The 15836-nt window shown below is 50.7% G+C and carries 11 protein-coding genes and 1 pseudogene; 7 read left to right on the forward strand and 5 right to left on the reverse strand.

What is annotated here, in order from left to right:
- The first annotated feature begins 5 nt into the window (after window positions 1-5).
- The 3 genes from KCG87_RS15245 (at window position 6) to KCG87_RS15255 (ending at window position 2790) form a co-directional block, all read left to right on the forward strand.
- Window positions 6-959: a hypothetical protein gene (locus KCG87_RS15245; protein WP_210558324.1), complete on the forward strand. Its 954-nt coding sequence runs from the start codon at window positions 6-8 to the stop codon at window positions 957-959.
- Window positions 956-1627 carry a hypothetical protein gene (locus KCG87_RS15250; protein WP_246881749.1) on the forward strand — a complete coding sequence of 224 codons (672 nt, stop codon included), beginning with the start codon at window positions 956-958 and terminating at the stop codon, window positions 1625-1627. Before KCG87_RS15245 ends, KCG87_RS15250 begins: the two co-directional genes overlap by 4 nt.
- Before the next feature lie 119 nt (window positions 1628-1746).
- Window positions 1747-2790 carry a DUF4365 domain-containing protein gene (locus tag KCG87_RS15255; RefSeq protein WP_210558326.1) on the forward strand — a complete coding sequence of 348 codons (1044 nt, stop codon included), beginning with the start codon at window positions 1747-1749 and terminating at the stop codon, window positions 2788-2790.
- A 262-nt stretch (window positions 2791-3052) separates the two neighbouring features.
- Here KCG87_RS15255 and KCG87_RS15260 read toward each other — a convergent pair whose 3' ends face one another.
- On the reverse strand, window positions 3053-4084 hold the full coding sequence (locus KCG87_RS15260) for a TauD/TfdA family dioxygenase (protein WP_246881750.1): 1032 nt from the start codon (window positions 4082-4084) through the stop codon (window positions 3053-3055).
- 200 nt (window positions 4085-4284) lie between these two features.
- On the opposite strand from KCG87_RS15260, the gene KCG87_RS15265 reads away from it, so the two are divergent.
- From KCG87_RS15265 to KCG87_RS15280, 4 genes are all read left to right on the forward strand, one after another.
- The gene (locus KCG87_RS15265) at window positions 4285-5265 is read left to right on the forward strand and encodes a hypothetical protein (protein WP_210558331.1); all 981 of its coding nucleotides are present in this window, start codon (window positions 4285-4287) and stop codon (window positions 5263-5265) included.
- 2 nt (window positions 5266-5267) lie between these two features.
- A complete protein-coding gene (locus KCG87_RS15270) occupies window positions 5268-8573 on the forward strand; it encodes a UvrD-helicase domain-containing protein (protein ID WP_210558333.1) in 3306 nt (1101 codons plus the stop codon).
- An 83-nt stretch (window positions 8574-8656) separates the two neighbouring features.
- On the forward strand, window positions 8657-9541 hold the full coding sequence (locus tag KCG87_RS15275; RefSeq protein ID WP_210558335.1) for a restriction endonuclease: 885 nt from the start codon (window positions 8657-8659) through the stop codon (window positions 9539-9541).
- Window positions 9542-9620: 79 nt separating this feature from the next.
- Window positions 9621-10778, forward strand: a complete 1158-nt coding sequence (locus KCG87_RS15280; RefSeq protein ID WP_210558337.1) for a hypothetical protein — start codon at window positions 9621-9623, stop codon at window positions 10776-10778.
- 82 nt (window positions 10779-10860) lie between these two features.
- On the opposite strand, the gene KCG87_RS15285 is transcribed toward KCG87_RS15280, so the two are convergent.
- From KCG87_RS15285 to KCG87_RS15295, 4 genes and pseudogenes are all read right to left on the reverse strand, one after another.
- Window positions 10861-11727 (reverse strand): hypothetical protein, encoded by an 867-nt coding sequence (locus KCG87_RS15285; RefSeq protein WP_210558338.1) that lies wholly within the window; start codon window positions 11725-11727, stop codon window positions 10861-10863.
- A gap of 15 nt (window positions 11728-11742) precedes the next feature.
- On the reverse strand, window positions 11743-12630 hold the full coding sequence (locus KCG87_RS15290; protein ID WP_210558340.1) for a hypothetical protein: 888 nt from the start codon (window positions 12628-12630) through the stop codon (window positions 11743-11745).
- A 496-nt stretch (window positions 12631-13126) separates the two neighbouring features.
- Window positions 13127-13325 (reverse strand): annotated as a pseudogene (locus KCG87_RS27475) (DUF6555 family protein).
- 1529 nt (window positions 13326-14854) lie between these two features.
- Window positions 14855-15697 carry a hypothetical protein gene (locus KCG87_RS15295; RefSeq protein WP_210558342.1) on the reverse strand — a complete coding sequence of 281 codons (843 nt, stop codon included), beginning with the start codon at window positions 15695-15697 and terminating at the stop codon, window positions 14855-14857.
- Window positions 15698-15836: the final 139 nt, after the last annotated feature.

A 15836-nucleotide genomic window follows, 5' to 3' on the forward strand; every position in this document is an offset into this window, starting at 1 on the left:
TGACGATGATTCTGTTGGTGACCAATCGCCGAGATATCACAATGGACTATGTGGTGGCTGAACTCAGACACCGTGAAATCCCTTATTACAGGCTCAATACCGAACTGCTTCCTCAAGCCATATGCTCCATGTCTGGAAAAGACCGCCGTTCCTGGTCAATCTGCATTGATGGTAGAGAGGTTCGGGGAGATGAGGTCACTGCAGCTTATTTCCGCCGTCCGGGCGCCCCTATGGTCTCCGATGCGGTCACAGACCTCGGTGAGAAACGTTACATCGAGGCGGAATGGGGTAGTTTTCTCAAAAGTTTGTACATGCGCTTAGAGGGCGCTTGGTTGAGTGGCCCCACGCAGATCTTTCTGGCAGAGGATAAACCTCTGCAGTTGATCCTCGCTCACGAGCTTGGTTTCGAAATTCCTGAAGTCGCCATCACCAACGATTGGGCATCAGTGAGGCAGATCACATCTCAGTACCCGGCGATCGGAAAGCCGTTGCGTGAGGCACTACTTTCCGGTGAAGGGGAGCGGGTGATGTTCACAACCCGGATTAACGATGCAACCGAGAGTGACACTGCATCTATCGCCCTCACGCCTTTTATCGTTCAGAGGGAAATACTCAAAAAATACGATGTGCGAGTCACCGTTGTGGGCACAAAAACCTTTGCGACGGCTATTTGGTCTCAGGCTAATGCCGAGACGGAGGTTGACTGGCGTCAGGGCAGCCGAACAGATTTGAAGCATGAACGCATCGAGCTTGAACAATCGTTGAAGCAACGTTGTATTGACCTCGTCAGCACGTTGGGATTGAAGTTTGGCGCCATCGATTTCATTTGTGACCTAGAGGACAGACTTTGGTTTTTGGAAATTAACCCGAATGGCCAATGGGCATGGATAGAGAATTTGACCGGCTACCCTATCTCAAAAGCCATTGTTGATGAATTGGAAGAGATCTCCAGAGAATGAAGATTGATCGCGACTTGCTGTGGCCCATTCTTGAGAAGCCAAGTGCCGCAGAGATTCAAGGGGAAAAAGACGCGATAGCCAAGCAGCAGCTTTTGATCCAAAAGGGTGATTGGACGTTAGGCGCTGATGTTGCACTCGATGAGGCGCGCCGTTTATATGATGCTGAAGCTGAGCGTCGCAGGAGTGCCGATACTAAAGCGGGGATCTATTTCGCAGCGATCACTGCGCTTGTTCCAGTGTTAACCTCCCTTATCCCCAGTATCTGGAGCGATAAGGCCAGCGCTCCCTTCGCGATCACGTCGCTGCTCATATTTGCGCTAGCGGTCTGTTATTTGGTTAAAGCAGGGTTGTGGGCATTTCACACCCTTAAAGTTTCCCGATTTCATCAAGTTCACTCCAGTGACCTGGTGCGAATTGCTAACAGTTCAGAATCGAGAGCGGCGCTTGCCAAGGAAATTACGCAGGCCGTCAATGCAAATTACTCCTTGGTGAACGAAAAGGTCACTTGCATCAAGATGACTCACGAATTTCTTCTTCGAGCCTTTTTTGCATTCGCTTTATTAATGGCGGTGCAGGGGGTATGGCCTCCAGTCACCTCAGCAATTGATTGGGCCAAAAAGAGAGTTCAGCCCAACACTCCGATTCCATTAATAATGTGTTATTCGTGAAGTGGCGGTTTTAACTTGAAAAATCGATCCTGAAAAGTGCAGATGAATAATTGTCTCTCGAGGCTTCAATGATTTGCTTCCCCATTTTTTGAACGGGTTTTAGGCAGGGTTCTCAATTAATGAAACTTCCTACGCGCATACAGCAACATAAGGCAGAGTCTGAATCATATGCGATACTTCTCTACAAGCTTCGGCATGTAGGTATTTTTAGAAATATGACCCAGAGCGATTATGGAATCGATTTTGAGGTTGAGTTGGTTCTCGGGGATCAAGTGACTGGAAGGTATTTGAAGGCCCAAGTAAAGTCGTCAAAAAATCTCAAGGTACGAAAAAAAGATGGGGTTCCTGTTGTAGGCGGCATCAAGGAAAGCACTCTTTTGTATTGGGCTGAGTTGAGCTACAGAACCCACGTTATTCTTTATGCGGTTGACCTGAAGACAGAACAAATATATGTCTCTCGTCCTGTTTTCTGGCAAGCAATATCGTTAATTAATGGCGATGGTAAAACCAAAAGCATTGAGTTTTTGCCGGAGCTCGCGAAGGGAGAAAGCGAAGAGATTAGAGCGCGAATGCCAGAGCTTTATACCCTCGCTATGGCCGTGATTCCATCATTGCCTGACATAATTTATTCTCATAAGGCATCACTGCGCTACTTGAAGCTGTTTCTTAACCTCTATGTAGATGTTTTTCATTGTGATGGGCATATGGAAGTTCGGGATCAGGATGTTCTTAAAACGTTTTTAGATACATGTCAGACTTTGTTGGCAGCTAAAAACTTCGACTCTTCAAGTCTGTCGAAGGCAGATCATGAAAATTTGTATTCTTTTGACTATTGGGTTCGTAAAGAGAAGGAGTGGGGGTTTGATAGCGGCGAGGTACTAAATTATAGCGCCCAGATTCCTGTCAGGGTCTTAATGCCGGCTCTTATCGAAAAACTTTCGGAATTGAGGTCGAGAGTCTTTAAAGGAAAATACTACTGGAAATTCAAGGATCGTCCGTATCTGCAGCTTGTCTACGAAACATCGCTTCCATCTGACACAAGCCATGAAATGCTTATGGAATGGGGGTATAACGTCGAACGAATTCAGAATCAAACGTTAGACTTTTACTTGTTTGAGATAATGAGTTCAGTTGAGCTCAAGGAAGCAGGTATCGACATTTAAGAGGCGGTGTGGTGGGTACTTATTCCACGAACACGGGTCAGGTGCTCGCAGTATAGTCATACCACTCATCATCGCTCGCTTTCGCGATGGGGAAGTTCAGCTACTCGGCTTCTAGTAGGTTCGTTAGGAGCCGTAGACGGGTTTTTAAGGCTCGTCCGCTTTTGAAAGCTTGCGTACATGAATGCTCTGGATTGTGAGGTCACGTTTCCTTTTACATCAGGATGATCAACCCCCATTCGGGATTGTCTGGGCCTTAGGCATATCAAGGGAACAGCATGAATGGACTACCAGGATGCCTCTGAAGCACGTCGAGTTCCGAGGTATCGAGGCCATAGGTTCGCAGCATCCAACGCGTCTCTGCGCCATGTTCCTCACCAACTTTGGTACGGCCATGAAGGCTCATGCGATTGTTAACGATCGCGATATCTCCCGGCACAAGTGCCACAGGAATGACGCACTGCTTGCAGGCTTCCTTCAGGGCCTCCATCGCCCGCTTGGCAGGGGTCTGCCCGCTGTCTGCTGGCTTGGTGGAGCTATGGCTGTAACGGATCCACCATTTGCCCTGCATCATAAATAGAAGCTGAGCATCGTCCACCATCAGTTCTTCCCCCAGGATCTCTTCCATTCCGTCGCGGAATGTAATCTGCGATTGCAAGATGTACTGAGGTTTCTGTAATTCCAGAATATCCTCGTCATCAAGATGATCCAGAACAACATCAAGAGGCATGACAGTCGTCGGTACTCCCTTTGGGTTGCGCAGCGCAGAGAGGCAGACAAAGTCGGGGGAAGGGGCGATACGCGGATTCCCGGGATCACGGTGACCCCGTACAGGGAAAGACACCCCGTCGGTATGTCCGCTCATTTTATCTTGGGATTTCTCGGAAACCCGACCCTCTCCAGGAATCACCACCAGGTTGACGAACAGATCGCCACCGTTTTCCGATCCATACGAAACTGTGTCCGAATCCAGGGCTGCGAGGCAAACGATCACTGTGGCCCGGGCGAGTAGGGTGCCTTCTGTATTGGGGACTGGTCTGAAATCGATAGGAGTTTCAGGAATATCAGCCGGGTTGAAGGCGTTACGCAAACAAAGGTAGGGGTTGCGCCAAGCATAGTTTTTCACATCGGCGCGTGCACACCCGAGTTTGGCCAACTCTGCATCGATCGCAGGCAGCAGCGACTGGCCCAATGACACTGGATCATCCAACTGCTCAATCGCCTGAGCGGGAGTCAGGGGCGATCGCCAATCCGTGATAACTGAGCGCAAAGCAGTGGAGAAATGAGCGTCAATCAATTGTGTGCCTACGCCTGCAGGTGATATAAAAGTGATATACGCCAACGTGAAATGTCACGCACCACTGCCAGCGATCAATCGTGTCTATGAAAATGCCCCGTCTCATGTCTGCCGATTATCTCAATGGGTGCGCTAGTTTTCTAGCCTGCCTCAAGCCTTACATGCGTCTGACAGAGACGTCCAAAGGCATTGAGTGCTTCATGACCCTTGCAGATGGCCAGGAAATTAAGGTGGTAGGCAAAGATCAACCACGCATTGCGCTGAACCTGATGTCCGCGCTGGTGAACATGATTCCAGAGCCCGGCTCTGACGAAAAAGTTAACGCACTGCCTGTCTCACATTCGATGCCTGCTTTTAAGCAGCAGGTTTCAGAGACGATCATGCATTCCACGATGAAGGCGAAACCAATGGACGATGCAACCAGAACAGCCCGTGAAACTATTGGTGTAACCACCAAAGTGTCCTTGCGTGCCATGGTCAAGGCCGTTGCCGATGAGCGTGGGGTGCCTGTGTCAGTCGTTGCACGCGATCTTCTGCAGGATGGTCTCAGTCGGTTTGACCGGGAGTCGCGGACAAAAAACACCTCCAAGCTGTTGGCCGACTATGAGCGCAAAGCCAACGACTTTTTTGGTGCCGTCACCGAACATTGGGTCATTCGAGGCGAGAGACGATTAATAATGAAGGCACGCCTTACTGCGGGTGAATATGAACGTTCCACCTCGTCCTTTGTGAACTGCGTCCTCGCAGAAGCCTTGAACCATTGCGAAACAGCTGCTGCGCTGCGAGCGGCTGAGGTAGCGTCGGTGATCACTCCAGCAATCACCGAAGAAGCCATTGAACATGCCATTGCAGCTGTCAATGGCGTACGAGGCCCCAAAGCCAAGACTGTTGCTTTGGAAGTTGGTCTGGGCGAGCAGCGTGCATTAGCCAACCTCATCCTTAGTGGTTCTGTCTGTGCGCCAGCCCGAGTGCTAAGCAAAATGGCGGCCTATCTGAAGGTGCCGTTAGGCGCATTGTCAGTAGCATTGGAGCGCTGCTTTGCTGCTCAGCCGTTGCCGGCATTCAAAGCCACGGAGGGCAAGCCGGAGGTTCAGTTGCAACGCACGCCGTGGGCTGTAGCCGTTAAAGAGCTAAAGTTGCCGGCAGATGAGGAAGCGCGATTGCTGCAGCTGGAGGGCTGAGCATGAATCCATTTGACAGGGCACGTCGACAGGCACTTGAAACGCGGGAAACCTTAGTGGGTTTGTCCGCTTCCCAATCAGCAGTTTCTTCTGACGTGCTCCTGGCAAATGTCGAGGATGCGTTAGATGTGGCGATCGAGCGGGTACCCTTCGGACATTCCATCTTGGGGGGCGGTAGCGGTGTGCTCAAGCGAAAGGACGCCAGTCTCTATATCAGAAGCGATGTTGTATTCGATGAACAGGCATACTTAATTGCTCATGAGCTTGGGCATTGGTACCTAGACGATGATCGACCAGAGCAGACCATCGCCCACCTGAATGCCATAACGGCTTCTCATGGTAGCCAAGCCACTGTAGCGATCGATACCTATGGCGCGCGCGAGCGCACGGAGCTACAAGCCAACGTTTTCGCTAGGGAGTTGTTGTTGCCTCGCGTTGTCGCCAAACAGCAATTTCTAGCTGGAGTCGGTGCGCGGGTGATGGCAACGAACCTGAAGGTGCCATTGGAGGTGGTGCGGCAACAATTATTCGATGGGTTACTGCTTCCTATTTTACCTTCTGTGCCCGTCTCGCCGCTGCCACCTATGACAGAGGGGCAGCGGGTGGCTGCTATGGCTAGCGAGACCTTCGTCAATGTGGTGGCCGGGCCGGGGACGGGCAAAACAACCACGCTGATTCATCGTATCAAGCACTTGATAGAACAGGGTGTAGAGCCCAGCAAAATCCTGGTACTCACTTTTACTAACAAGGCCGCGAATGAGTTAGTGGAAAGGCTAACAGCGTCGGCTATTGCCGGTGCTGCATCGGTTTGGACGGGGACATTCCATGCCTTCGGACTGGAGTTTCTCAGAAAACACCACCATCTCTTTGGTCTCGATTCCGATATCTGTGTCGCCGACAAGCTCATGCAGGTACGCCTTATGGTGCGCACCCTGGCGACCGTGAAGCTCAAATACTACCTGCGTCTTCAGAATCCATACGATTGGCTGCCGGCCGTCATTGAGCAAATCAAACGTCTCAAGGAGGAATGTCTCACGGTCGACGAGTATCGCGCTCGACTTCTGAAGATGCCTCAATGTGAGCCTGATATTGCGGATCAGCGTGAAGACATCGCTACGTTGTTTGAAGCCTATGAGCAGGGCATGCGTGACGAGAAATGGGTCGATTACACCGACCTGGTAGCGTTTCCCTCGATCCAGTCTCGCAGGGATCGATCTTCCGTCAGTCAACATATTGATCAATTCGAGCATGTCTTGGTCGACGAGTACCAGGATGTCACGGAAGTGATGGTCGACCTTGTGCGGCAACTGGCACTGAATGCAAAGTCGGTATGGGTGGTGGGCGACGTGCGCCAGGCGATTCACCATTGGCGTGGCTCATCGATCAAAAGCCTGATCGAGTTCGACGATACTTTCCACAGCAATGTCTCTGGTGCGACCTGCCGGCGTTACGCCCTTGATCTTAACCGGCGTAGCACACCGGAAATCCTTAGCCTTTTCTCGTGTGCTGGTAGAGTCCATGCACTTCAAGATCGAATGCCGCTTGAGCCAGTAAGCTCTTATCGTGCGTCCATTGGTGAGGTGCCGAAGCTGTATCAATGCAGCTCAAAACCTTCCCAGGCCGCTACGATAGCAGCTCGAGTCAAGTCTCTTATGGAGAGCGGTGTTGCCTATCGCGATCAACTTGTTATCAGCCGTAGCTCGGCCGATGTTGAGGAGGTCGTCGAGGCGCTCGCCGCCCGTGGTGTGCCCGTACTTCACGTCGGCGACATCTGTCAGCGCCCCGAGATCAAGCGGCTGTTGTGCCTGATGGAATTGCTGTGCATGCGTCAGCCACGTTCGCTTGTTGGCCTTATGCAAGACCCCGCGTTCCCGATGACTGCACAGGATATCGAGCTCCTTATGCATATCACGCGAAAAGGGTCTGGCACTCAGTTGCAGCGTGGTCGCTGGATCTGGCTGCCGATAATGGGTTTGTCTTCAGGAGGGCAGCAGGCCAAGGCAAATCTCGCCATGTTGTTGAGTGGGTTTACACGGAACACGAAGCCTTGGAATTTCGTATCGACGGTGCTGTTGGATCGTCGCTACGGCTTCCCTAACCCTGCTGATCTTTCGATCCAGGCACATACAGCACGCTTGGCGTTGTGGCTTTTCGTATATGCGGTGCGCAACGGCGATGGCGATGCCAGCCAATCGCGACTTTCCCAATTTCTCCTTCGTGAAGAACTACGTCGTCGGATTGATGAGAAGCTTGCAGATCGCGGGCTGCCACCAGAAGCTAGGGCGCTGGACGCCGTGAATGTCATGACGGTGCATTCGAGCAAAGGGCTTGAGTATCAAGCAGTGCACCTTACGAATGTGGACGACACGGCCTATGGCCCCAACCGACCCTACTATTACGACTATCGCGCCCTGGAGCTGCTACCTCCTGAGGTACTGAACAGCAGTGGGGACGAATTCGAGCGTGAGGAAAAGGTCGAGCGGAACAACCTCCTTTATGTGGCATTGTCCCGTGCACGCGACTACCTGAACCTGTACCAGCTCGAAGACAGTCGACGTCCACAACCTCTCAATGTAGCGGGGGCAGGGTGTTTGCTCGTACGTAACGGTATCCATGAGTCCCCCCCTGTTCGACGTCCTTTGCCAGTTTCAAATAGCACAGCGATGCCAACTGTTAGCTATGAGGCAATGCAGACCTATTTTAGCTGCCCACTGCAGTTTCATTACCGGCATGAACTCTCGTTGACGGCGGAGCAGGAAATCGACGTGTCCATCCGTGCCCGCTGGGTTGTAATGGACATGCTGCTCGCTGTGGTCAAGGAAAAAGCGGATCCTGCCACGGCATTCCGAGCCGCTTGGAAAGCCCGTTACCTTCCAACAAAGGAGGAAGATGAAGGTCTTTATCAGGATGCCGTTGTGACTGCTAAACGAGGCCTCAATATCGTTCGAAGCGTTGATGGCGTCTTGGTGGAGGGGATGGTCTCTGAGATTCAAGGTGTGCGCATAGAATTGCCATGGATGCTTGCGCGTGGTGGTGAGCTGCATTGGATTCGCGCTCAAGGCGGCGCGAAGACCAGCTTGGGGCATCTTCGTCCGATGATGCTGGACATCAACGACGGAAGTGTTTCCTACGCAACGGTCTATTCGCTGATCACCAACCAGCAACTCTCGGACGGTGTCTCAAAGAAGCCCGAAAGTACGGCGATGTACAAAATGGCCAAGCGCTTCGCGGCCGGGGATCGATCACCCAGCAAAGGGAAGCAATGTGGTCGTTGTGCTTACCTGAGCATTTGCGATAGCAGGCCCTGAAACCATCAGGGCCTGAAACAACCTGGCGCTGAAACAATAACGAAGGGCGATTGCGAATCCTGGATTTCGGGAGGTAGAGAATCGTGGCGAATTTTAAAACGATTGAAATGAAGTTCCTGGATTCGATTTTTGAGATGGGCGGTGGTTACGTCCTAGATTTCTCAAATCGCACGATGACAGAGTTTTTTCTCGAAGAGCTGAGCATTGATATCGACCATCCGATGTTTGCTGAGGAGGGCACTTCCAAGGCAAGACGACTTCGGTGCTTCTTGCAATCAGCGGATCGAACGACCGTGCACCGCGCCCTGCAGGCGCTTTGGTGCTACAGACAAGCGATGCGAGAGCAAGTCAACGCTGAAGAGACGGTAACCAATGCGCAAGGCCGATTCCTTTCATTGCTGAATGCCATTCGCTCACCCGGTGAGTGCGAAGCCAATGTGGTGTCAAACCCGCTTGCCGCTGCTGTGATGATTGATCAAGACGAAATCCTGGAGGCTCTTAAGAAGAGACTGTATGACCTGCGTGACCTTCCTCCCCATGCCCGGGGTTATGCGTTCGAAAGCTTTCTTAAAGACCTGTTTGACTCCTCAGCGCTTCAGGCTCGTTCTCCCTTCAGTTTGGTAGGAGAGCAGATCGATGGAAGTTTTCAGTTGGGTAATGAAACATATCTCGTAGAAGCAAAATGGGTCAGAGCTCCGGTTGGCGTAGCTGAGCTTCATTCGTTCCATGGCAAGGTTGATCAAAAAGCAGCTTGGGCACGGGGTGTCTTTATCAGCTACGGTGGTTTCACTGAGGTCGGGTTGAACGCATTTGGCAGAGGCAGGAAGGTGATTTGCATGTCCGGGCAGGATATTTACAGTGCGCTCGGACAACGAATCCCTATCCGTGATGTACTCGAGCGCAAGGTGCGAGCTGCCGCTGAAACCGGAGCTGCGTTTGTAACCGTAGATGAGCTCTTCCGCACATAAAATACTGCTCCGAGCTCGGTATCCTGTTCTCCCTGCTCTCTGCTAATCCGCTCTAGGTCAACTACAGAGAAAGCCTCAAATGCCATTAACTGCTTATTCACAGTCTCAAGGGATGGAGCTGGACGTTGTTCAGTTGCTGGGGGCTTATGCAAGACAATCTGGCTCTGAAGTTGCTCCTGACGCAGCGTCTATACCAGATGAATGGCGAGCATGGATGCGTCAGGATATTGAGTGCCCTAGCTGTTTCTGCAAAGGGGCCGAGGTGGTCAAGGAAGGGCGCTCTAAGGCGACCGGTGTCAAAGTGCGTCAAGCCTACTATCGATTCATTAAGGGCGAGCATTCATCCGGTCATAATCCTTGCTGCGATTACGCTGGGGACGTAGCTGCAAACCATATTCCAGAGAACCTTGTGCACTTCAGTTCCGCTCGGGACGCTGTCTCCAAAGCCATCCGAGAATTGGTCTGTCGGGGCATTCAGATTGAGGAGTTTTCGCAGCGCGATGTTCGCGCCATGCGCGAGTGGTTCTTCAACACAAAGGTAAGCTCACAATTCAAGGTTACGTTGGAGCCTGGTGTCGCCTCTTCACTTCATATGCTGGAGGACATGAGTGCTAGGCGACGTCGAACTCACCTCCCTGAGTGGTTGCCTTTGACAAAGGAGCTCCTGGCTATACCTGGCTTTAATTTGGAACGGGTCGCATGGGGAGCCGTGCACAGAAGGTATCAGAGCTTATGGGATGCGATTCGTGCCGAACCGTTTCCAATACTGGCGCAAGCTGCCAGTCTCGAAAGGATCGTGCGTACAAATCACGGACAAATGGCTTTCGATCCAACTGTCCTTCGGGCCAACTATGAAATGACGATCAGCTTGGCGCGATTTTTGTTCCTAAACGTTCATGCTTTAAATATGGGTAAACCATTTCACACAGGTGCGTACTCAAAAGCTGAGAGGCCTTTGTATGCCTTCGCATCTCTGCTGCTTTTTGTATCGGGATGGGATCGTAGTCGGGCCGTGGAGCGATTCAGTCGGATTGTGAGTTTCACGGGAGTGGTAGATCAATCATTAGGAAACGTGATTGGGCTCAATCCTTTCCATGACTACCCAATCTGGTCAGCCCTCAAACGCCTTCAAGAACTCGATCTGACTCGGTTCGGTCAGGATGCGCTCGACGGCACACCATTTGAAGCTGAAGTGGAAGCCTGGATGCGCGATGTTCGGCATTCGTTAGGGTTATGAGCACCTTCGTGCGGTGAGCTGGGAAGCATGGCGATACTTGATCAGGAGGGGAGGTAGCTATGATCCGTATCCAGCCGCCCTGCTAATCTAGATTATGCGACTGAAAGAAATCGGTATCGGGGTGCGGGCCTGCGTATAACAAGAATAGGTAAAAAACGTCGTCCAGACGAAGGTACTGGTAGTAAATGCGTGCAGCCGACTGCGGCGTAGTTTTATCTCCCTTTTTCAAGTGAGCATTGCTGCATTCGCTTTGCAGTTTTTTTCCTTGTCGCTTGATTTCCAATTCAATCGTGATGCCACCCGATTTGGCGTGCAGCAAGCCGCGCTCCCTGAAAAACTCCTCCAAACCTCCTGTGCCTACCTCTCCCTTGAGTTCTATGAGCTCTTCAAAAGCATCGATCGCAAGCCTGATGAAGTCATAGCGGCCGGGGGCAACGTTGTCACAGAGTTCAATTGCATTGGCTACAACGATCAGTTGGCCGGTGCGTTCAGTTGCAGCTCTGATGTACTGCGAGGGAAGTAATTCCTCTTCCGCATTGTCGTCCTCTAAGAGTATCTCCAGAAGCAGCGTTGAAAAAACTGCGTTCAGGAACGGCTCGTCCAGTCTTGGTTTTGCTTTATGCAGGTAGGGCCAGCCGTCGACCTCCATTTGAAAGTAGTCCACCTGTGCACCCATACCCTCAAGCGCGGTGAGCGTGGCGGTAACGTCCTCAGGAATCGGGGTGTAGGGGAGGACGTAAATTTCTGCAAAGTTGTAACCACCCTCCACTCCATCGCAGTACGCGGTCAGTTTATGCGCCGCTACAGAGGGGTCAGGTAATAGCTTGAGCTTCCCGGATCTATCTTTATCCGCTGCAATGATCGTAGGTACAAATCCCTTTTCTTCCAGGGTCGCTTCCACGCGTCGAAGCAGGCTGACAGGTAAGCCGATGATAAAGACTTGGGTCATTGCCACGCACCATCCCTAGAGCTGTGACTTGCTCAAGTAACTGCTCAATAAAACGGGGATGACATCCCTGGCGACTTCGTCATCACTCATCAGTTCGAGCAATCGGATTGCTTGTTGTCGTGGTGTCAACAGAGCGGTCGGCATAGCGGGAGGAGACAGCGCCTCAGGAGAGGTCGCTTTGGATCTGCGGGCGATCAAATCTTCCAGTTTTATCGTGTTTTGAAGTGCCCAGGTTTCAATGGTGTTCGTAATCTGCCGGGAGCGGTACCGTCGCCATTCCGCTTCATGACTGTCCAGCGATTTGGTGAACGCCATATTGACGTGGCTTGAGTAATCCCCGGATATCATGCTGTCCAGCGGGGCGCGCTCAGCTTCCGGAAGGTTGATGATGTCGAGAAACGCGCGCATCCAACCTATCTGGTCGTCGGCAGTAATTCGTTCAATTTCCACGTAATCGTCGCGTGCGGAATCGAGCTTGCGCTCAAATTCTTCATTTTTGTTTTCCACAAAATGCAGCACGTGATGGGTTGCACGATTGAAGAATCGCTTACGCGTGGGATCAGGGTTGGTGAAGGCTTGCCATACGTCGTTGCGCATGATGGTTGAGCTTTCAGGCTTGGGTGAGGCCTGAGTAGGGCTCGTATGGGGCCAAGGGGTTGCTGACCTCAATGACACCATCACATCGCCGAAAGGCTGAGGGCGTTCAATGATTACCTTGTCTCCAAAGTAGCCAGTGAGGAAGTCAGAGAATTTACGATAGCCCCAACGATGTTCGTCAAAGGGAGCCAAGCCGTTGCTCTTCAAAGAGCGATTAAGCCCTTGCTTCAGACGAGCACCGTATTCATGAGGTTTGGCGGACAGTAGCTGCTGTACGAGCTGAGCCGCAAAATGCAGATCTTCCATAATTTTTTCCAGGCTAGGTCAATACCCCGCCACAGAGTGTGGCGGGTATCTTCGAATGCATCATATTGCTGCCTGGTTCCTAACTGTTCACAACGTCGTCCGACAAGCAGAACTCCATACCTGTCAGCGCTTCGGCGTTGCTACAGCCCTTGAGAAGCCCCTGGATGCTATAAATTTGATCCGGTCAATCTCTCAGTAGCCCTCCGTTTTCAACGAGTTGATAACGAAGCCGTACGCAAATAGTAAGCCTCGCAACGTAGTGGCGTCAATGTGCCCCCTGAAATGCCCTGATCTTGTCGAGCCCCGCTGTAGGTTAAGGCTGCATCTGATCGATAGCGATCAGCAGTAGGATGGAGATGCTCTGACTCATCCGGTTGATCTGCTGTCAGCTTGCATTTGACGCGGATGTGTACGCCGACGAGTCGCTTGCCGCCCTAAGGCTTGAGCACGACCTAGGTTTGTAATGGATCCCGGTGCTGATGAGCTATTTTCCCCCTCACTCGTTTTCCTGATCAACCTCCCAGTTGAGAGACGAACCCTCTCTCCATTGCACATCGGTCAATCCGAACCGCTCCGCCATGGGTTTGGAAATCGCTTGGCTGGAGGGCGCCCAGGTCTGAGGGCGGAGCTAAGACCGCATCACAGCTTGCCCATTGCCATGCTTCTGCATTGTTCATCACCTTGGTTCGGAGGATGAATCACATCGGTACCCTCGCTCCATGGCTACCCTCGCGCCGTGCAGCTTTTGTGGTGTGTCGCGATGGCCTGTGTAGGTTGCGCATGTGTCTGGGCGGATCGTTCAGGAAGATTGCTGACTTGAAGAGAGCTGACCTTGTGATCTTTGAGCTTTACTTCCGTCGGTACTTTGGTGGGGCGCAATCTGAAATGCATTACTCGATTCGATTCGATTCGATTCGGCTCAGGCTAAGAGATGGGAGAGCATCGAGATGCTTAGGTCGTGACCGACTTAAAAGCATCTAAATAAAAAAACCGCCCAGTGGGCGGTTCCGCGTAAAAGCAGTTAGTGGCTGCTTTCTATTGCACACCGAGGTGTACTGGCGCAGTAGCATATTAGCTTTGCATAGTTAAGAAAGCAAATAGCCATCACCGGGCCACTTTTTAGCTACTACTCTTTGATGCTCTCTGATACTCGCTCGATATCAAAGTGATATCTTTTTGACATCCTAATGCCAAAGTCAATAATGGCACTAAGCTACGATTTCGCTATCGTCGAAAATTGATTATGATGCGACCGTTCGTCGGCAAAAGGCCTTCGAGTAAAGATTTTTGGCCCCTCTGTCGCAGGCCTAGTAAACCTGCCCAGCATAACAGAGGGTTGTATAACCTTTAAGTCCTGCGCACCGGGTGTACTGGCGTATTACCCAATCAGGGACAGAGGGCTGGGCTCTTCCTTGAATGCAGGCTTTATCCGAGGGGCATGCATGCTCAGGATCTTGAAAGCCATTTTCAGGATTGCGCTAATCGGCTTCCATATCTGGAAGCTGGTTCGCGATTACTATAACCAACGCTAATAACCAGTAAAAGCACCGCAACACTCGTTGCTGCGGTGCTCTATGCAAAGTGCTTATTTTTCGAATTGAGCAGTTGTTAATGGTTAGCGCTAGTAAGCTTTGGTCATATATTACGATTCACCAAGCGTTCTCGGTGTTGGCGAAAAGCTAGCCTAGTTAGGCTTCATTGTTTTTCTCTTAATCTCAAGATTTAATCCTGGTGATAGATTGTTAGTGTGCGTGTGCTCAATATTTACTTGGCTTTTAAGCTAATACTTGAATGGCGCATTTCATGCTTTTTCACCTGCACTATATTCATGCTGGTTTCAATGTTTGAATTCTGAGGTTGTTAAAGTGAAAGGGTATTTAACTTCCTGAAAGTAATTCTCTCCTGCGAAATCACTATGATTGGAGGGTTGGAGTTATTACTTTGATCCTGTGATGGTTCTGTTTGTTTGCGTGCACCACTTGGACAGAAAAATGGATAGGTAAAGTCTAATGGGTTTATTTTTCTTCGATTCCGATAGGCAAACACTTTCTAGCATGCGGTGGTGCACTGTATGAGTGTTGTTGCAGTACTTTTAATAGAAGTTGGGCGTGAGGATGTAGTCGCGCTTAATGGCGCAGATCGGAGGTTGACTAGTCTAAAGCCGTTAATGCGTGCGGTTAATATTGTACAGTGGTAGTGGCAAGCTCCGTCTTTAGGGTAGTTATTAGGCTGATAGGGCCTTAACCAGTTTGGATAGGCTTTCTTGATCGGGAAGGTCAATGCTTTGGACAAAAAAACTGTAGCTGGTAACCATATTCAGTCGGGATCTAGTGCTTTTAATGTCTGCGATTGATGAGGCCGCAATTAAGAAACCGTCAACGTGCGGCTTTTTCTCGAACATTGTGAAGGTGGATAGGTGCTTGCTATAGAATGCAAACGCCGCATCGGAAAGTATTTTTAATGTGCTCTCAGGGTCGTCGGATATGAGTATATGGTTTTCGAGAAACAAATCATCAATGTTTAACGCGATTATTCCAGCTGTGCCAGTTTTGGAAATTTGGCTGGCGCCATCACGCAGGCGAGACTTCAAGCTCTTCTCTTCGTAGATTTTCTTGCAGGCGATTGAGTAATTTTCTGATCCAAAGTTAACTATGATGTCAGGAGGGTCAATGAGTTTCGCCTCGATCGAGTTTTCTTTAAGGGCTGCCAGTAGAGAAAGTTCCCATAGAGCATCTTTACCCTGAGATTTCGTCCGCACGGATAAATTCATGTTGTTTCTGGCCATTCGGTTTAGTGCTTCATCTATGCCAGGGTCGTTTTCAAGCATTATGATGGCATTTGCTATTTTTTGTGCGTAGCCAGTATTTATACCTGTCACCAGGTCAAGTTTGTTGTTTTCTTTCTCCCACTCTCGTTCTAATTTCCTAGCGTCAGAAAATAATTTGTGCAGAGCGCTGCTTGGGCTAAACCTGATTTTCTTGGACTGAATGATGGTTGTGGCTTTTTCGATAGCCAATACTATTTCTGAGTAGCTGTCATTTTTTTGATTAAAAATAGGTTCTGTCATTTTTCCTGCTCGTCCTGATGGCTTGGTTCACCGCAAGCATATCTAAATCGACGTGCTCGCTGAGCTTTGCACCTGACTTTGGGGCGTTGTCACCGCATGTGTCCAGCTCTGGGTATTCAATCGCTCGAAAGCCCATGGT

It is taken from the genome of Pseudomonas sp. MWU347 (assembly GCF_017947305.1).
Lineage (GTDB): Bacteria > Pseudomonadota > Gammaproteobacteria > Pseudomonadales > Pseudomonadaceae > Aquipseudomonas > Aquipseudomonas putida_A.